This window comes from Natronorubrum sulfidifaciens JCM 14089, from assembly GCF_000337735.1.
GTDB lineage: Archaea > Halobacteriota > Halobacteria > Halobacteriales > Natrialbaceae > Natronorubrum > Natronorubrum sulfidifaciens.
Map to the genome: position 1 here is coordinate 16,576 of NZ_AOHX01000047.1, position 18,174 is coordinate 34,749.

Sequence of the window (18,174 nt, forward strand, 5' to 3'; positions counted from 1 at the left end):
CTCTTCCGTGTCGACATCTCGCACACTCGAGGGAGTCGTCCTCGCCGGCGGCTACTCGACGCGTTTTGGCGAGACGGACAAGGCCGTCGCCGACCTCGCTGGGACGCCGCTGATCCGCCGCGTCGTCGATCGACTCGCTGCGGTCACGGACGCTGTCGTCATCAACTGCCGCGATGACCAACGCGAGGCGATTCAGGCGGCGTTGTCGGGCCACGACCTCGAGGTGCGCTATGCGATCGACCCGGTTCCGGATCGAGGTCCACTCGCCGGTATCGCCGTCGGCCTCGAGGCGGTTGATCGCGAGTACGCGGCCGTCGTCGCCTGTGATATGCCGTTCGTCGAGCCGGCGCTGTTCGAACAGTTGTACGCACACGCCCGTGGTCACGATGGGGCCGTCGTCCGACTCGAGGACGGCTGGTACCAGCCAACGCAGGCGGTCTACCGCGCCGAGTCGATGGCGCGTGCCTGCGAGGAGACGCTGGGTTCCGATGATACTCGGATTCTGGCTGCGTTCGACTCGCTCGACGTGGTCACCGTCGAGGAAGCCGCTCTCGAGGGCGTTTCCGAGACGACCTTCGAGAGCGTCGACACCCCGGACGACCTGCGGGCGGCAGCGCACCGGCTCGAGGAGGTCAGTTCCCGATAAAAACGCCGTTCTCGCCGTTCGTATTCGAACCGTTATTTCGCCGTGACGACCCCGTCAGTCCTGCTTCGCGCCGGGGTTGGTCACGGCACCGTTGGCCGCGGAGTCGAACGTCTGTCCGTACTTCGCCAGCACCCCAGTCGTGTAGTTGGGCTCGGGGAGGCCGTGTTTCTCGAGTCGCTGCTCGATCTCCTCGTCGGAGAGATCGACGGAGAGTTCGAGGTCGTCGATATCGATCGTGATCGTGTCGCCGTCCTCGAGGGCGGCGATCGGGCCGCCGACGGCGGCTTCCGGGGCGACGTGGCCAATGGAGAAGCCTCGAGTGGCACCGGAGAATCGGCCGTCGGTAAAGAGGGCGACGTCCTCGGCATGGCCCTGTCCGGCGACCGCGCTCGTGACGCCGAGCATCTCGCGCATGCCGGGGCCGCCGCGGGGTCCTTCGTTGCGGATGCCGATGACATCGCCCGTCTCGACGTGTCCCTCCTGGACGTACGCCATCGCGTCCTCCTCTTCTTCGAAGATACGGACGGGACCCTCGTGGTGGAGGTGGTCCTCGCCGGTGATCTTGATGACGGCACCCTCCGGCGCGAGGTTCCCGGTGAGGATGCGGATGGCACCACGTTCGTTGATCGGATCGTCGACGGTGTAGAGGAACTCGGCGTCGAGGCTCTCGATTCGCGGCGGATCGATGCGCTCGATGGCTTCGGCGATCGTCTCGCCGGTGACCGTCAGCGCATCGCCGTGGAGCAGGTCTGCCTCGAGGAGCTCTCGAAGGACGACGGGGACGCCACCGACCTCGTGGAGGTCGTTCATCACGTGTGCGCCGCTGGGCTGGAGTTTGGCGATCTTCGGCGTGCGGGCGCTGATCTCGTTGAAGTCCTCGATATCGAGGTCGACACCGGCCTCGGCGGCCATCGCCAGCAGGTGGAGCACGGCGTTGGTCGAGCCACCGATGGCCACCTGGAGCGCGATGGCGTTCTCGAAGGACTCCCGCGAGAGGAAGTCCGATGGTTTGCGCTGCTCCTGGACGACCTCGACGGCGAGTTCGCCGCTCTCGCGGGCGACCTCGTAGCGGTCGTCGTCTTCAGCGGGCGGCGAAGACGAGCCAAGCGGTGCGAAGCCGATCGTCTCGGAGATCGACGCCATCGTGTTCGCGGTGAACATCCCACCACAGGAGCCCGCACCGGGACAGGCGTGGCGCTCCATCTCGTCGAGTTCGTCCTCGGACATCTCGCCGTCGGCGACGGCCCCGACGCCCTCGAAGACGTTCTGGATCGTGACCTCACGACCCCCGTGTTCGCCGGGCATGATCGAGCCGCCATAGAGGAAGACACTCGGCAGGTCCGTCCGGATCGCGGCCATCATCATCCCTGGCATGTTCTTGTCACAGCCGCCGATGGTGACGAGGCCGTCCATGCGCTCACCAAAGGCGACGAGTTCGACGGAGTCGGCGATGACCTCGCGGGAGATCAGCGAGGCTTTCATTCCCTCAGTCCCCATCGAGATCGCGTCGGAGATCGTGATCGTTCCGAACTCGATCGGCATCCCGTCGGCCTCGTCGACGGCGTCGTAAGCCGACTGGGCCACGTCGTCGAGGTGGACGTTACAGGGCGTGATGTCGGCCGCCGGGTTCGCGACGCCGATCATCGGCGAGGAAAGATCCGCATCGTCGTACCCCATCGCGCGGAACATCGCACGGTGGGGAGCCCGTTCGACCCCTTCCGTGACCTCCTTGCTCGGCAACTCCTCGGGTTTGCCCTCGGCGGGCGATCCCTGTTCGGACTGTTGGCTCATACCGTGAGATTGCCACCTCGGCGCTTAAAGGTCTTGGATACCGTTACCGCCCCAATAAAGACCCAGTCGAACACATTCGGTGGCTACTCTTCTGGACACGCTCGCCTTCGATGTCCTGCACGGGACTTTCCCGCTCCTATCACAGAGTGACTGATAGAGTACCGAATGTATACGTACTGCCTCGAGTGTGGGTGGCAGGCCAGCACTGCCACGTTCGAGACCGACACGGCGGTGTCGAAAAGCGCGATTGAACATTTCGTCGAAACCGGTCACACGGTGGAGTCGGTTCGGCTCCCGCCACCAGCGGTGGTTCTCGAGAGTTCTAGTAACAACTGAAACGAGTGACACACAGATCGCAGAGCCGTCATGCGATCTGGTGTGCAGTGACGTGCAGTGGCTACTCTATAGTAACAACTGAAACGGTTTACACACCGATCGCACAGCCATCGTGCGATCGTGTGTGCACTGACTTTCAGTGGCTACTCTAGTTCGTGTCGAACGGCGGTGACGTCCCGATGACGCTCTCAAACTCGGCGATCGGTCGGACGCCGACGCCGTGGAAGTCGGGGACACGTGGTCCGTCTTCGGATTCGTCCTGCGCGAGGGCGATGTGGTCGTCGTCGAACTCGTCGATCGGGTGCGGTTCGATGACCTCGACGATCTCTCGAGTCTCGATGTCGAGCACGGAGATCCCCGGCGTGACACCCGTCGAGGCGTGTGGGTCGCCCGACAGCGGGGCCGGACCGCGCAGGGTCACGAACATGTACTCGCCGTCGGGGGAGGCCCACATGATGTCGGGCGCGTCACGGTCGTCCGACCCCTCGGACTGCTCGGGGCCGTAGGCGTCGATCTCTTCGATGACCTCGTCGGTTTCGGGATCGACGACGACGCCGTCGTTGGTCTCGCGGTTCAGCACCCACAGCTCCTCGCCGTCGGGAGTGAACCAGAAGCCGTGTGCGTCGTTGCCCTGCGTGCTCTCGCCGTCGACGAGGACCTCGTCTTCGGCGGTGTCGTAGACGTAGTAGTCGCCAACACCCTCACTGTCGCTCGAGGGGAGCCCCGCGGTGAGATAGAACTTCTCTTCCGTCGGGTGGGGCATGGTCCCACAGTTGGTCGGCAGCTCGTCGCCGGCGTACGCCTTGTCGACGGCGAACTCCTCGTGGTCGACGATGACGAGCGCGCCGTCGTGGTAGCTCGGACCGAGCGTGTGCAGCGAGCGCCCGTCGTGGGCGTACTGATGACAAATCGGTGCGCCGCTCTCGATGCCGGCGGCCTGGACGGTGTCGTCCTCGAGCACGTCAATCTCGTCGACGACCTCGAACGATTCGCTCTCGAGGTCGGCCTCGACGCGAACGATGGCACCCTCGCCGATGGCGTCGATGTGGAGGTACTCGTCGTCCGGCGAGAACGCGGCCATGTGCGAGCCAGCGCCGGTGTCGATGTCGGCGACCAGTTCGTGGTCTTCGGTGCGGAAGACGAGCGTGCGCGCGCCGGCCGTACAGGCGACGGCAGCGTACTCGTAGGTCGAGTTGTAGTCGATCATGTGCGGGACGACGCCGTCTTCGGGGACGCCCTCGAGGGCGTTGACGTCGATGAAGTCCGTGACCGCGAACCCGTCGCCGTCGGCTGCCGGTTCGTAGATGAAGATGTTGTCCCGACCCTGATCGAGCGCCCAGAGTTCGTAGGAGCCATCTCCCTCCTCGAGTTCGGGATCGATCTCGTAGTCGAACGCCGTCTCCGTGTCGTTCCCCGAACTGTCGTCGTCATCGTCGCTGTCGCCAGCACAGCCAGCCAGCGCGACTGCGCCAGCGGCTGCACTCCCGACCAGAAACCGTCTTCGAGTTGGGTCCATCTGCATACCAGTATGGTCCGAACCGCTACCTCAAAAGTTTGCGGGTTTCAGGCCTTCTACGTGTCGAATTCGGCATTTGGGACGTAGAAAGAGGCAAGAATTGAGGCCGATTCATCCGTCAGTGGTCTGCACTGCAAGCTGTGGCTGTCTGCCGGCCACTCGAGGCTGATTGCGCTCGACTATTGCGGATTTTGTTGCCGGTATCTGTGTCGTCACTCGGTACCGTCGAAAAACACCACGCCAGCGATCGGTATACCGACGTCCTGTCTCCGTACTTTCGGCTACAGCGGTGTTAAAACACTGGTTTAATTGTCGAATCACATCTCGAGTTAGGACTGTAATCAACCGGCCCGAAACCGATACTCACCCACGGCGCTCGAGGATGCGGTCGATGATGAGTCGCGTCGAGAGGATCTCCTCGTCGGCGCTTGGTTCGCGCCCGCTTGCACGCTCGACGACGCAGTCGATGCCACGGCGCTCGAGTTCGGCCTCGATCGCGTCGACGTCGTGGTGTTGGTCGTGGCCGAGCGCAATCACGTCGGGGTCGATCTCCTCGATCGGGACGAAGATGTCCTCCTCGTGGCCGAGTCGTGCCTCGTCGACGGCCTCGAGTGCGCCGACGACGTCCCGGCGCTGTGTTGCCGGACAGATCGGCGCTTCCTTGTGGTCGACGTTTGCCTTGCGGGCGACGATCACGTACAACTCATCGCCCATCGTGGCCGCCTCTTCGAGGTAGTGGACGTGGCCCGGGTGGATGATGTCGAACGTGCCCTGTGCGATGACAGTTTTCGTCATGTCGACCTCCGAGTGGCCGTTGCTCTCGTCGTCGGTTCACAATCCAGGTCAAGAGTCGTCTCGAGTGTACTCATACTATCGTCGGAGTTCGTCGTCGATATCCGCCTGCGTGAAGTCGAAGAAGTCCTCGGTTTCGGGGAGGGCCACGTCGATGACGTTCAACTGCGTGGGTTTGCCCTGTGAGTCGAAGGCTTTCCAGTCCGTTCGTCGGTAGGGCGCGCCGATGATGATGTGGACGCTGCCCCGACCGAACGTCTCCAGATCCGCGCTGCTCGGCCGGATCACGCCGTTGGGATGGGAGTGGATGCTGCCGAGTGCTTTCACGTCGTTTGGAATCTGGCTCGTCTTGACCGTTGCGCTGACGCTGTTCGCTTCGGTGCCGGGGACGACCAGAATGTCCGTAATGATGAGTCCGTCCTGATCGACCCCGAGCTTGTCCGCCTCGGTCCCCCGGAGAAACCCCATATACTCGTTCGGGTGGGTCGCCTCGGAGGATTCGATAGCGAACTCGAGTGTCTCCTCAGCGATGCCGAGAATCTCACTCGAGCGAAACAGCGCGTCGAACAGCCCCATATCACACCCTGCGGGCTTGCGGTTGCTAAACGTTCCGATGGCCGTGGCCGTCCGGAACGTGCCGGTGTTGGTTCGGCTGCCGCTGTGAAACGATCGTCATCGTCAATGATATTTCTCAATGAGCAACTAGGAATACATACATTCACAATCTATACTAGCGCGTGTCTTTTCCCGACGCTCATCATAGCCGATTGTATGTCACTAGACGAGGACTCACTCGCATACCATAGCGACGATCCGCCGGGGAAAATCGAGATCAGGACGACGAAGTCGACGACCACGCAGCGGGATCTCTCGCTCGCCTACTCGCCCGGGGTCGCCGCACCGTGTCGAGAAATCGCCGACAACAGGACCGACGCCTACCAGTACACCGCGAAAGCGAACCTCATCGGTGTCGTCTCGAACGGCTCTGCCGTGCTCGGCCTCGGTGATATCGGCGCACAGGCCTCGAAGCCGGTCATGGAGGGGAAAGGCGTCCTCTTTAAGCGCTTTGCCGACATCGACGTCTTCGACATCGAACTCGACCTCGACGACCCCGACGCGTTCGTCGAGTCGGTCGCAGCGATGGAACCCACCTTCGGCGGGATCAACTTAGAGGACATCGCCGCGCCGGACTGCTTCCGGATCGAAGAGCGTTTGCGCGACCGAATGGACATTCCGGTCTTTCACGACGACCAACACGGGACCGCGATCATCACCGGCGCGGCACTGTTAAACGCCGTCGAACTCGCCGACAAGGACCTCGAGTCGATCTCGGTCACGTTTGCGGGTGCGGGTGCCGCAGCGCTTGCGACGGCCCAGTTTTTCGTCTCACTCGGCGTCAAGCGAGAGCACATCACGATGGTCGACATCGACGGCATCCTGACGACGGCGCGAGCAGAAGCCGGCGACCTCGATCCCTACAGCCGCGAGTTCGCTCGCGACGTGCCCGACGGCGAACTCGCCGACGCGATGGCGGATGCGGACGTCTTCGTCGGCCTCTCTGTTGGCGGCATCGTCTCGCCGGAGATGATCCAGTCGATGGCCGCGGACCCGATCGTGTTCGCCATGGCCAACCCCGAACCCGAGATTGACTACGAGACGGCGAAAACCGCCCGCGACGACGACGTCATCATGGCCACTGGCCGCTCGGACTACCCGAACCAAGTCAACAACGTCCTCGGGTTCCCCTTCATCTTCCGGGGCGCACTCGACGTGCGGGCCGCTGAGATCAACGAGGAGATGAAAGTCGCGGCCGCGGAAGCGATCGCCGACCTCGCGAAACAGGACGTGCCCGACGCCGTCCGAAAAGCCTACGGCGACCAGCCACTCCAGTTCGGCCCCGAATACATCATCCCGAAACCCCTCGACCCGCGGGTGCTGTTCGAGGTCGCACCCGCGGTCGCCCGTGCTGCGATCGACAGCGATGCCGCCCGGATCGAGATGGATCTCGAGACCTACGTCGAACGCCTCGAGGCCCGTCTCGGCAAGTCCCGCGAGATGATGCGAACGGTGTTCAACAAGGCCAAAACCGAGCCGAAACGGCTCGCGTTGGCTGAAGGTGGCAACGAGAAGATCATCCGGGCTGCGGCACAGATCGAAGAACGAGACCTCGCTCAGCCGGTGTTGATCGGCGACGAAGCCGAGATTGAATCGACGATCACAGCGCTCGGCCTCGAGTTCGAACCCGACGTGGTCGACCCCGCTGCCGGGACGTACGACGGCTACGTCGACTCGCTCTACGAGCGTCGCCACCGCAAGGGCGTGACCCGAACCGAAGCCCGTGAGATGATTCTGGACAGCAACTACTTCGCCTCGGTGATGGTCGGTCAGGGCGACGCCGACGCGATGCTCACCGGGCTGACGAACCACTACCCGTCGGCGCTTCGGCCGCCGTTGCAAGTCATCGGCACCGAGCCGGACACCGATTACGCCGCGGGCGTCTACATGCTCACGTTCAAAAACCGCGTCGTCTTCCTCGCGGACGCGACGGTCAATCAGGACCCCGACGAGGACGTTCTCGCCGAAATCACGCGGCACACCGCCGCCCTTGCCAGACAGTTCAACGTCGATCCCCGTGCTGCGTTGCTCTCGTACTCCGACTTCGGCAGCGTCGACAACGAGGGGACCCGGAAACCACGCCGAGCGGCCGAACAGCTCCGCTCGGACCCGAGTGTTGATTTCCCCGTCGACGGCGAGATGCAGGCCGACACCGCCGTCGTCGAGGAACTCCTCGAGGGAACGTACGAGTTCGCCGACTTAGACGAGCCGGCGAACGTGCTCGTCTTCCCGAACCTCGAGGCGGGGAACATCTGCTATAAACTCCTCCAGCGGCTGGGTGGGGCCGAAGCGATCGGGCCGATGCTGGTCGGCATGGACCGCCCGGTTCACGTCCTCCAGCGCGACGACGACGTCGCCGACATCGTCAATCTGGCCGCTGTCGCAACTGTCGACGCCCAAGAGACGTAGTCACACCGAGGCGCTCGCGCGTGCGACATTCCTTCTTGACAAGGGTTATACGCGACCGACGCAAATAACGATCCAAGATGACACGTGAGTCCGCCGGGGAACCCGGCGCAGACGACGGGGATTCCGTCGTCTACGATCTCGCTTCCGAGTGTACTGCAGCGGACGTCGAATACGACCAGCCGTATCTCGCCGAAATCAACGGCATCGTCGACTACGGCGTCTTCGTCGATCTCTCCGAATCCATTTCCGGTCTCGTCCACGAATCCGTTCTCAGCGGCACCTTCGCCGTCGGCGACGACCTCGTCGTCGAACTCGAGACGGTTCGAGAGAACGGTGACATGGCGTTCGAGCCGGTCGAAATCGACGACTACACCGTCGAACCCGTCGACCACGACTACGCCCTGACCGGAACCGATCGTCTCGAGTCGAACATCGGCGAGCAGATCCACCTCGAGGGTGAAGTCGTGCAGGTCAAACAGACCGGCGGCCCGACGATCTTCCACGTTACCGACGAGGACGGCGTCGTCCCGTGTGCCGCGTTCGAGGAGGCAGGCGTCCGCGCCTATCCGAAGGTCGAAGTCGGCGACATCGTCCGCGTCACCGGCGCTCCGGAGTACCGCGAAGGCACCGTCCAGATCGAAGTCGACGGCCTCTCGACACTCGAGGGCGAGGACGCCGAGGAAGCCCGCGAACGACTCGAGGACGCCCTCGAGTCTCGCGCACAACCCCACGATGTTGCGCCTCTGATCGACTGGCCCGCCTTCGAGAAACTCCGACCGGACCTACAGGAGGTCGCGAAACTGCTCCGCCGGACCGTCCTCGAGGGCCGTCCGATCCGCGTGCGCCACCACGCCGACGGCGACGGCATGTGTGCCGCCGTTCCCGTCCAGATCGCCCTCGAGCGATTCATCGCCGAGGTTCACGAGGACGAGGACGCCCCGCGACACCTCATCAAGCGCCTGCCCGCGAAGGCTCCCTTCTACGAGATGGAAGACGCCACGCGTGACCTGAACTTCGCGCTCGAGGACCAGGAGAAACACGGCCAGCAGCTCCCACTGTTGCTCATGCTCGACAACGGCTCGACGGCCGAGGACGTCCCGGCCTACGAGACGCTGGCCCACTACGACATCCCGATTGCCGTCGTCGACCACCACCACCCCGACCCCGAAGCGGTGGAGGACTTACTCGACGCCCACGTCAACCCGTACCTCCACGACGAGGACTACCGGATCACGACGGGGATGTGCTGTGTCGAACTCGCGCGGATGATCGACCCGACCATCACCGACGAACTCCGACACGTCCCTGCCGTCGCCGGCCTCTCGGATCGCTCGAAGGCCGACGCGATGAGCGACTACCTCGAGCTCGCCGCCGAGGAAGGGTACGACGAGGACCGACTGCAGGACTTGAGCGAGGCGCTGGATTACGCCGCCTTCTGGCTGCGTTATAACTCCGGCGACCAGCTGATTCAGGACGTACTCCAGATCGACTCGGACGACGAAGAGCGCCACCGCGAACTCGTCTCATTCCTCGCCGACCGCGCTCGTGAGGACGTCGACGAACAACTCGACGCCGCGATTCCCCATCTCGAGCACGAGGATCTGGACAACGGTGCCCACCTCTACCGGATCGACGTCGAGAACTACGCCCACCGCTTTACTTACCCTGCGCCGGGCAAGACCACGGGCGAGATCCACGACCGCAAAATCGAGGAGACGGGCGACCCCGTTATCACGGTCGGCTACGGCCCCGACTTCGCCGTCCTGCGCAGTGACGGTGTCCGACTCGACATTCCGAACATGGTCACGGAACTCGAGGAGGAGATCCCCGGCGGCGGCGTCTCCGGCGGCGGCCACCTCGTCGTCGGCTCGATCAAGTTCGTCAAGGGCAAACGCGAGGAAGTGATCGACGCCTTAGTCGAGAAGATGGAAGAAGCCGAGATCGACGAAGCGCTCTCGAGTGCGGCCCCAATTGACGACTAAGACGGAATGCTGTAACGAGTTACGGCGTGACCGCAGAACGCGCTCGCGCCGTAACTGACGTACAGCGGTCTGTATACCGCTCGCAGTCAGTTGGGCATACTTTTGTATCGCCGTGGTACGCCGACGGTAGCGACTGGTATCTCGTCGAGAGCGTCCCGCAGTGCCTCGAGTGGCCAGCCGCGAGTGCGCCCGCTGTTGATCGACGCGAAAAACGACCGTGAAGCGTGGGGTTGCTGTTGGTTCTGCGATTCGGTCAGTTTGGGCCGGCCGCAGCGGTTAGTCCGAGCCGTGTCGAGGAACGTAGCCGCACTCCTCACACTCGAGGGCGTCGTGTCGGACCGCAAGCGTCCCGGTACAGTCGGGACAGTGTAGGTCGGCGTCGGTTGGGGATTGACTGATTGCCATATCGGGACCGCAGCGCTGGTCGGTAATAAGCGCACCTATTATAGCGATTGTACTGTATATTGGTGATAAAATGCATATAAATATACGAGACAGTCCGCGGTAACGCCGGGCTCAGAACTGGTACCGCCGCTCGTCGTCCATCGAGGGGTACTGGTCCGCGCCGGTCATCTCCTCGAAGGTCATCCCGGAGAGGTACTCGTCGTAGGTGACGTCGTAGGCCGACCGCAGCTGAAAGTCGAGCTTGCCGGTGTCGACGGTCGTCTGAAAGAGCAGGTGGATCGCACGGCGAACGAGTTCGTCAGTGTCCTCGGGCTCGAGGGCTGCCTCAAGCAGGGCGAGTTCGTTTCGCGCTTCTCGGTCGAGCGAGACGGTGAGGTCGTCGTCTAGCTGGCCGTAGGAATCCTGTACGTCGTCAGTGAGATCGTCGAGGCTCATAGGAGTGGGGACTCGAGCCGGCGGGATAGGGCTTTCGTGCTCAAGCGATCGAGAACCGCCACCAGTAAGACGACCCACTCGCTAGGACGACCGATGAGCGAGAGCGACGGTGACGCCGACGGGGACGGGAATGGGGCCGAAGCGTGGACGCTGCCCGACGATCTCGAGGCCGTCCGCGAGGCGCTGATCGCGTGGTACGAGGCCGACCACCGCGACTACCCCTGGCGGCGGACCGACGACCCCTACGAGATCCTCGTCAGCGAGGTGATGAGCCAGCAGACCCAACTCGACCGGGTCGTCGACGCGTGGGAAGCGTTCCTCGAGCGCTGGCCGACGACGGCAGACCTCGCGGCGACCGACCGGGCGGACGTGGTGGGCTTCTGGACGGGCCACAGTCTCGGGTACAACAACCGGGCGAAGTACCTCCACGAGGCGGCCCAGCAGGTCGAAGAGGAGTACGCTGGCGAGTTTCCGTCAACTCCTGGCGAACTTCAGGAACTGATGGGGGTTGGCCCATACACCGCAAACGCCGTCGCGAGTTTCGCGTTCAACAACGGCGATGCCGTCGTCGATACGAACGTCAAACGCGTCTGCTACCGGGCGTTCGACGTGCCTGACGACGACACCGCCTTCAAGGCGGCCGCGAACGACCTCATGCCCGACGACCGATCACGGGTCTGGAACAACGCGATCATGGAACTGGGCGGCGTCGCCTGCACCCAGACCCCCCGCTGTGACGAGGTCGGCTGCCCGTGGCGCGAGTGGTGTGGGGCCTACGCGAGCGGCGACTTCACCGCCCCCGACGTTCCCACGCAGCCGGGTTTCGAGGGCAGTCGCCGCCAGTTCCGCGGTCGCGTCATCGGCACGCTTCGAGAGTACGACGAACTCGAGCTCGATACGCTCGGCCACCGCATCCGCGTCGACTACGTCCCCGACGGTGAGTACGGCCGCGAGTGGCTCGAGGGGCTGCTTGCCGACCTCGAGGACGACGGGCTGGTCGACCTCGAGGGCAGCGATGGGACGCTCATCGCACGGCTCAAGCGTTGAACAGTAGTGTCAGACCCGGCGGCGCTCACACGACGAGAAAGACGAGGATCGCAACGACGATGAAGACGGCTTTGAGCCCTGTGTTGACGACGATGACTTTGGTACCGAACGCCGAGCCCCAGATACCGTACTGAAACGGGATCGAGCGTTTGACCGTGCCGACCGTCAGCGAAAAGAGGCTCCCGACGAGCAGCGTGATCACTGCCTGTGCGGGCGTGAGTACGTCACCGATCATGGGTGCGACGGAGATCGCGCCCATCGTCGGATCGACGAGTGAGACGACGATGACCGGCACCGCAGCGGCCGGAAGGCCGACGAGACCGGCGACCGGGTCGATGAGGGTCGCTGGCTCCTCGAGGCCGACGGTCGCGAAGGCGGCAGCGAGCTGGTCGGTGTACTCGAGGGCGACGAAGACGAGCGAGTAGATGATCGCCAGCCGGGGGACGATCGATCGCAGTCGGTCGAGCGTTTCCGCACTCGCATGGCGGAGCTTCTCGCGGTGGGTCCGTTCCTCGTCGTCGGGTGTTTCCGGCTCGATGGCACTGCTGTCGTACTCGTAGCCGCGCAACAACACGGCACCGGCGAGCAGGCCAACGATCGAGATCGCAAGCGAGATGCCGGCCCGTGCGCCGACGTACATCAGCCCGGCGTGTAGGCCCAAAATCGGGATGAGGACGGGACCATAGTAGGTGAAAATGTGCTGGAGAAAGCCGAAGAACGTGTTGATAACGACGGCGATCAGGGTGGCCCGGTCATCGAGCAGCCCCGACTCGCGAAACTCGGCGAGCATCCCGTAGCCGGCGGTGACCGAGACCGTGTTCGTCAACACGGCTGCGCCGACTTCGTCGGGCAGATTGGCTGGTTCCGTCAGGTAGCGACCGACACGGGCGATGACGTCGACGAGTCCGTACGCGACGGCGAGGTTCGCCAGTCCGACCCCAACGCCGATCAACACCGTGATCATCAGCACTCGAGGGAGCGCCTCGGTCAGCAGGACGGAGATAAGCGACTGCACAGCGATCGGTTTGGAGTCGTGGACGAAAGGCCCGTCGGTCACGGCAGACGGCCCGATGGCTGTGTCGGCCAGTCTATTTGAAGCCGGCGACCTTCGGTGAGACCATGACCGACGTTCACGTCGCCGCGGTCTGTGGCAGTCTTCGTGAGGCAAGCACGACCCGTTTCGCCCTCGAGTGCGCGCTCGAGGCCGCCGAGCATGCCGGTGCGAGCACCGAACTACTCGATCTTCGGGAGTTCGAGTTGCCGATCTTCGATGCGGACCGCGACCGAGAAGATGCAGGCGATGCAGCGGAGCTGGCGGCCCGACTTCGAGCCGCCGACGCGATCCTCCTCGGCTCACCGATGTACCACGGCTCGTACTCCTCGCCGTTGAAAACGGCCCTCGATTACTGTGGCTTCGACGAGTTCAGGGACAAAACCGTCGGCTTGCTCGCGGTGTCGGGTGGGGCGTTTCCGGTGACGACACTCGAGCACCTGCGGTCTGTCTGTCGGTCGCTGAACGCGTGGGTCATCCCACACGAGGCGGCGATCCCGAACGCTAACGCGGCGTTCGAAGACGGCGCGTTCGTCGAGTCGGCCCTCGAGAAGCGCGTCGCCACGCTCGGACGCCGGGCGGTACAGTACGCCACGATCGAACCCGACCCGGGTTCGTTTGAAAGCGACCAGAACGTCGGTGCTGAAGGGAAATAACGCCTAGGGGTCCAGAAACCGCTCGAAGCGCTGGTGGTGGGCGAGGAAGGCGAACAGCCCGAAACAGAGGATGCCGAGATGGAGTGCATCGATCCGCACGACGATCGTGGTGATCTCGAGCGAGAGCGGCGGCGTGGCGACCGTCCAGTTCGTAAACCACGCTGTAGCGAGCAACAGTGATGCACCGATGGCCAACAACACTGCGGGGACGAGCGAGCCTCGAGCCGTCCGAGAGTGCGCTTGCGGGCGGAACACGTGTCGCTCGAGGGCGAACTGTCCGGTGAGGACGCCGGCCAACACGAGGGTTGCGACGACGAATCCGGTGGTGTCGCCGATCAGTTCGGCGACGAGCAGCCAGACGATCCAGCTGCCGGTCAGCGTGAGCGCAGCCGCGAGTCGCCGCGGTTGCAGGAGGTCTTCCATCTCACTGATGGTCGCACCGAAGATGCCGGCCCGGAGCAGCGAGCCACAGAAGAGGATTCCGAGTCCAGCGAGCGCTGTCGATGTGGTCCGGGCGTCGACGACGAGCCCAAACCAGAGGCCGACGGCGACCGCATCGACTGTCGCCGCCGAGAGCGCCGCGGTCGTCCCAACGACGCGTCGTCGGGTCGTGCGCCCGAGCACCCCGGGCTGGCGAATGACGCTCATACGTACAATATACCGACGCACGCCCTTTCGTTATGGTAGTCATTAACCCGCATAGTAACAACCACCTAGCAGTACGGTCGGCACGGACGGGTATATACGGACGAAATTCACCGTTTCTCGATGGGATCGAGCCGATCGCACTGGGAACCGACGTGTCGGGCGTAACGTGTCGGAACTGGCTGATACCGAACCCACCGTTTCGAGCCGCTCACGGCGAAGTAGGTGTCGCTTACTCACTTCGTCGACCGCCAGTAGCCTGTGGATACTCCTCGAGAGTCGAGCCGTCGCGATCGAAACGTTGGACAGAACTATTTAGGGGGCTGTGGTCGGGTGTGATTATGCCCGGAACAGAACAACAGGACAAGACACTGTCCGAAGTCGTGGTCAAAGAAGCAGTCGGAAAAGGGATGGACTCGCCGTTACGGGAGTCCATCCTCGAGGCCGTCGAAGAGGCGGACGGCTCGCCCTCGGGAGGCAAGCGCCGCCTGCCGCTGGCCGGGATGCTTTTCGGTGCGGGCGCGGCGCTTGGGTTTCTTGCGGGACGACAGTCCACCGACCTCGAGGAGACGCCGCTCGAGGACATCGACCAGCCCGAAATCATCGACGACGTCGCCGACGAGACGACCACACCTGCCGAGACAGCCGACTCGGAAACCGAAACCGACGCTGACGACGAGTCGGACTCGAGTCGCCTCGGTCGGCTGTTGCTCGCCGTGGGCGTTCTCGCCGGAATCGCACTCCTTCGTCGGCGCTTTGGCGCGAGTGACGACGACGACGAGTGGGAGCCGATCGAGGAGTTCGAACCGGCGACTGACCTCGACGAGGACGATGCCGAGCCAGATGTCGAAACGGCGGGTGCAGAAGCCGACGTGGGCGAATCGGACGACACCGACGAGGAGTGATACTGTCGGACAGAAGTCAATACGAAGTCGGTCGCGAATTCGCGGCCGTTGAGCAACCCCGTGGGGTGCGATGCCCAGCAGAACGCAGCCGTTCTGCGGATGTCGCCGTCGGAGACGGCCGCAGTAGAGCGACCGATCTTCACGTAGTTCTGTCCGACAGTATGAAGCGCTGTCCGTTCGAACTCGCGTGCTCGAGCGTCGAGAGTCTGGACGCGTCGAGGCGGCGGTCTCGTTGTCGAACGCTCGCCGCTGACGAAGAAGCTAAGGGGGCCACGCCGACAGTGTGTAGCCAATGGAGACGACCCACCGCGTCTTCGTCGGTGATTCACGAGACCTCGCTGCGATCGACGACGAATCGGCCGAACTCGTCGTCACGTCCCCGCCGTACCCCATGATCGAGATGTGGGACGACCTCTTTACCGAGCTCGATCCAGCCATCGGCGAGGCGCTCGAGGCCGGCGATGGCCGCGCGGCGTTCGACGCGATGCACGCCCAACTCGACCGCGTCTGGGACGAACTCGAGCGTGTGCTGGTCGACGGCGGCATCGCGTGTCTCAACGTCGGCGACGCGACCCGCTCGGTCGACGACAGCTTTCGGGTCTACGCCAACCACGCCCGCGTCCTCGAGGCGTTCGAGTCACGCGGCTTCGATCCGTTGCCCGACATCCTCTGGCGCAAGCCGGCAAACAGCGCGGCCAAGTTCATGGGCAGCGGCATGATCCCGCCGAACGCCTACGTCACGCTCGAACACGAGTACGTCCTGCTCTTTCGCAAGGGCGGTGAGAGTCGCTCGTTCGAGCCGGGGGCCGACCGACGCTACGAAGCGGCCTACTTCTGGGAGGAGCGAAACCGCTGGTTTTCGGACGTCTGGACCGAGGTGCGGGGGGAACTCCAGACTCTCGAGTTCGCCGACGACGACCTCCGTGATCGGTCGGCTGCCTACCCACTCGAGATTCCCTACCGACTGATCTGTATGTACTCGGCCTACGGCGACACCGTCCTCGACCCGTTCTGGGGTACTGGGACGACCACGCTCGCGGCGATGTGTGCCGGCCGAAACTCGCTGGGGTCGGAACTCGAGGCGGCGTTTCTCGAGCGGTTCGACGACCGACTGGCCGACGTGCCGTCGCTGTCACACTCGGTCAGTCGGGCGCGTCTGGAGCGCCACCGCGAGTTCGTCGCTCGCCGCCGCGAGGAGGGGAAGTCGTTCGAGTACGATGCAACCCACTACGAGACGCCGGTCGTGACCAAGATGGAACGGGACATCCAGCTCCGCGAGGTGACCTCGCTCGAGGCAGTCAACGACGGCCTTGGGGGCGATTCCGAGCGCCGGTACCGGGCCAGCCACGAGCCACTGACGCTCGAGTGACAGACCCGGTGACGACAGGGACGTGGCTCAGGGCTCGACGAGGATCTTGATCTCGTCGTGCTCGCCGCCCAGCAGAGTCTCGAAGCCGTCGACGATCTCCTCGAGATCGATCCGGCTGGTGATCAGCGGTTCGGGATCGAGCGTCCCGTCGGCGAACATGTCGATGACGGCACCGAACTCGACGTCGCTTTTGGGGCCGCCTTCGTACGCCAGCGTCCCGGAGACGGTGCGTTCGCCAAGGACGATGTCGTTCGGTTCGATCTCGATGGATTCCTCGAAGATGCTGACGATGGTCACCGAGCCGTCGTGTTTGGCGGAGCGAATCGCATCCCGGACCGTCTGGTCGATCCCGGCGACTTCGAACGTGGCATCCACGCCGCCGTCAGATCGGTCGATGATCGTGCCAGGTGCATCCGTGTCGATCGGATCGAGCGTCTCGTCCGCGCCGACCTCGGCAGCCAGTTCCCGTCGGGCGTCTTGGGGTTCGACGGCGTACACCGGGTTCGCGCCCGCGGCCTTCGCCGCCTGGATGACTGTCAGCCCGATCGGGCCGGTGCCGTAGACGGCGACCGAGTCGCCGGCGGAAAACCCGGCGTTCCGGACGGCGTGCAGGCCGACACTGAACGGTTCGACAAGCGCGGCGTACTCGGCCGGCACGTCGTCGGGCACTGGGATCGCCTGCTCGCTCGAGACGGTGATCTGTTCCGAGAAGCCACCACCGCCGCCGGAGAGGCCGGTGAACCCGCCGGATTTACAGAGGTGGTACGCGCCGTCCTCGCAGTATCGACACTCGCCACAGTAGAGGATCGGATTCACGGTGACGATGTCGCCGACGGTGATATCCTCGACGGCTTCGCCGACCTCGACGACTTCGCCGCCGAACTCGTGGCCCATCGAGATCGGGGCCGTCTCTCCAGTCACTGGATGCGGGTCGTCGCCCGGAATGAAGATCGGACCGGCCGCGTACTCGTGTAGATCCGAGCCACAGATCCCCGCCGCCGTGACGTCGATCAGTACGTCGTCACGCTCAACGGCTGGTTCGGCGATCTCATCGACCTGAATGTCTTCTCGGCCATGGAATACGGCAGAACGCATACTGCCAATTCTCCTCGAAGCCAAATAAAGCCATGTTCATAGCTGGCAAGGACCATGAAATCGGTCGCTGGCTGACCGAGCAATCTCCGATAGCAGTATCGCATTTACGTCGCCGCCACGAAACGGATGGTATGTCGCTCGACGAATACGACGCTGCACGTACCGACCTCGAGCCGGCCGACGGCGAGATCGAAACCGCGGAACTGGTCGTCACCGATGACGTGCTGGTCAAGGCGTTCGCGCTCGGGCCGGGCGCGGAACTCGAGGCCCACGACCACCCCGAGAGTACGAACGTGTTTCACGTCCTCGAGGGGACGGTGACGGTCGTACAGGACGACGAACACGAGGAGATCACCGCGCCCGGCGTCGTTCGTCACGACCGCGGTGTCGTCCACGGCGCACGAAACGACACCGACGAGACGGTCGTCTTCACGGCGAGTCTCTGCCCGCTGCCGTCGTAAGGACGGCTTTCAAACGCG

At 63.8% G+C, this 18,174-nt stretch carries 17 protein-coding genes; 8 read left to right on the plus strand and 9 right to left on the minus strand.

From position 1 onward, the window contains the following. Positions 1 to 7 precede the first annotated feature (7 nt). Positions 8 to 646, plus strand: coding sequence for a molybdenum cofactor guanylyltransferase (gene mobA / locus C495_RS15575; protein ID WP_008164596.1), 639 nt, complete (start codon positions 8 to 10; stop codon positions 644 to 646). Between the two features lie 54 nt (positions 647 to 700). Here mobA and ilvD read toward each other — a convergent pair whose 3' ends face one another. From ilvD to C495_RS15595, 4 genes are all read right to left on the minus strand, one after another. Next, a complete protein-coding gene (gene ilvD / locus C495_RS15580) occupies positions 701 to 2,437 on the minus strand; it encodes a dihydroxy-acid dehydratase (RefSeq protein WP_008164598.1) in 1,737 nt (578 codons plus the stop codon). A gap of 484 nt (positions 2,438 to 2,921) precedes the next feature. Then, positions 2,922 to 4,295 carry a YncE family protein gene (locus C495_RS15585; RefSeq protein WP_008164601.1) on the minus strand — a complete coding sequence of 458 codons (1,374 nt, stop codon included), beginning with the start codon at positions 4,293 to 4,295 and terminating at the stop codon, positions 2,922 to 2,924. Positions 4,296 to 4,652: 357 nt separating this feature from the next. Continuing rightward, the gene (locus C495_RS15590; RefSeq protein ID WP_008164603.1) at positions 4,653 to 5,084 is read right to left on the minus strand and encodes an adenylyltransferase/cytidyltransferase family protein; all 432 of its coding nucleotides are present in this window, start codon (positions 5,082 to 5,084) and stop codon (positions 4,653 to 4,655) included. A gap of 75 nt (positions 5,085 to 5,159) precedes the next feature. Continuing rightward, the gene (locus C495_RS15595; RefSeq protein WP_008164606.1) at positions 5,160 to 5,657 is read right to left on the minus strand and encodes a Mov34/MPN/PAD-1 family protein; all 498 of its coding nucleotides are present in this window, start codon (positions 5,655 to 5,657) and stop codon (positions 5,160 to 5,162) included. A gap of 195 nt (positions 5,658 to 5,852) precedes the next feature. On the opposite strand from C495_RS15595, the gene C495_RS15600 reads away from it, so the two are divergent. Together C495_RS15600 and C495_RS15605 are read left to right on the plus strand one after the other, a co-directional pair. Next, positions 5,853 to 8,105: an NADP-dependent malic enzyme gene (locus C495_RS15600; protein ID WP_008164607.1), complete on the plus strand. Its 2,253-nt coding sequence runs from the start codon at positions 5,853 to 5,855 to the stop codon at positions 8,103 to 8,105. A gap of 77 nt (positions 8,106 to 8,182) precedes the next feature. Continuing rightward, entirely contained in the window at positions 8,183 to 10,087 is a 1,905-nt protein-coding gene (locus C495_RS15605; protein WP_008164608.1) for a DHH family phosphoesterase, read from the plus strand. Positions 10,088 to 10,363: 276 nt separating this feature from the next. Here the strand turns inward: C495_RS15605 and C495_RS18520 are convergent, their stop codons facing one another. Together C495_RS18520 and C495_RS15610 are read right to left on the minus strand one after the other, a co-directional pair. Then, a complete protein-coding gene (locus tag C495_RS18520; RefSeq protein ID WP_008164609.1) occupies positions 10,364 to 10,492 on the minus strand; it encodes a hypothetical protein in 129 nt (42 codons plus the stop codon). A gap of 111 nt (positions 10,493 to 10,603) precedes the next feature. Then, a complete protein-coding gene (locus C495_RS15610) occupies positions 10,604 to 10,927 on the minus strand; it encodes a hypothetical protein (RefSeq protein WP_008164610.1) in 324 nt (107 codons plus the stop codon). A gap of 93 nt (positions 10,928 to 11,020) precedes the next feature. Between C495_RS15610 and C495_RS15615 the strand changes: the two genes are divergently transcribed. Beyond that, the gene (locus C495_RS15615; RefSeq protein ID WP_008164611.1) at positions 11,021 to 11,974 is read left to right on the plus strand and encodes an HhH-GPD family protein; all 954 of its coding nucleotides are present in this window, start codon (positions 11,021 to 11,023) and stop codon (positions 11,972 to 11,974) included. A 25-nt stretch (positions 11,975 to 11,999) separates the two neighbouring features. On the opposite strand, the gene C495_RS15620 is transcribed toward C495_RS15615, so the two are convergent. After that, positions 12,000 to 12,989 carry a nucleoside recognition protein gene (locus C495_RS15620; RefSeq protein WP_049890388.1) on the minus strand — a complete coding sequence of 330 codons (990 nt, stop codon included), beginning with the start codon at positions 12,987 to 12,989 and terminating at the stop codon, positions 12,000 to 12,002. A 104-nt stretch (positions 12,990 to 13,093) separates the two neighbouring features. Here C495_RS15620 and C495_RS15625 point away from each other — a divergent pair, with 104 nt between their 5' ends. Then, positions 13,094 to 13,681, plus strand: coding sequence for an NADPH-dependent FMN reductase (locus tag C495_RS15625; protein ID WP_008164619.1), 588 nt, complete (start codon positions 13,094 to 13,096; stop codon positions 13,679 to 13,681). A 3-nt stretch (positions 13,682 to 13,684) separates the two neighbouring features. Here the strand turns inward: C495_RS15625 and C495_RS15630 are convergent, their stop codons facing one another. Continuing rightward, positions 13,685 to 14,329 (minus strand): hypothetical protein, encoded by a 645-nt coding sequence (locus tag C495_RS15630; protein ID WP_008164621.1) that lies wholly within the window; start codon positions 14,327 to 14,329, stop codon positions 13,685 to 13,687. A gap of 338 nt (positions 14,330 to 14,667) precedes the next feature. Between C495_RS15630 and C495_RS15635 the strand changes: the two genes are divergently transcribed. Continuing rightward, a complete protein-coding gene (locus tag C495_RS15635) occupies positions 14,668 to 15,231 on the plus strand; it encodes a hypothetical protein (protein ID WP_008164623.1) in 564 nt (187 codons plus the stop codon). Between the two features lie 292 nt (positions 15,232 to 15,523). Then, positions 15,524 to 16,600: a DNA-methyltransferase gene (locus C495_RS15640; RefSeq protein WP_008164635.1), complete on the plus strand. Its 1,077-nt coding sequence runs from the start codon at positions 15,524 to 15,526 to the stop codon at positions 16,598 to 16,600. A gap of 27 nt (positions 16,601 to 16,627) precedes the next feature. Here the strand turns inward: C495_RS15640 and C495_RS15645 are convergent, their stop codons facing one another. After that, a complete protein-coding gene (locus tag C495_RS15645; RefSeq protein WP_008164636.1) occupies positions 16,628 to 17,695 on the minus strand; it encodes a 2,3-butanediol dehydrogenase in 1,068 nt (355 codons plus the stop codon). Between the two features lie 131 nt (positions 17,696 to 17,826). Here C495_RS15645 and C495_RS15650 point away from each other — a divergent pair, with 131 nt between their 5' ends. Then, the gene (locus C495_RS15650; RefSeq protein WP_008164637.1) at positions 17,827 to 18,156 is read left to right on the plus strand and encodes a cupin domain-containing protein; all 330 of its coding nucleotides are present in this window, start codon (positions 17,827 to 17,829) and stop codon (positions 18,154 to 18,156) included. Positions 18,157 to 18,174 lie beyond the last annotated feature (18 nt).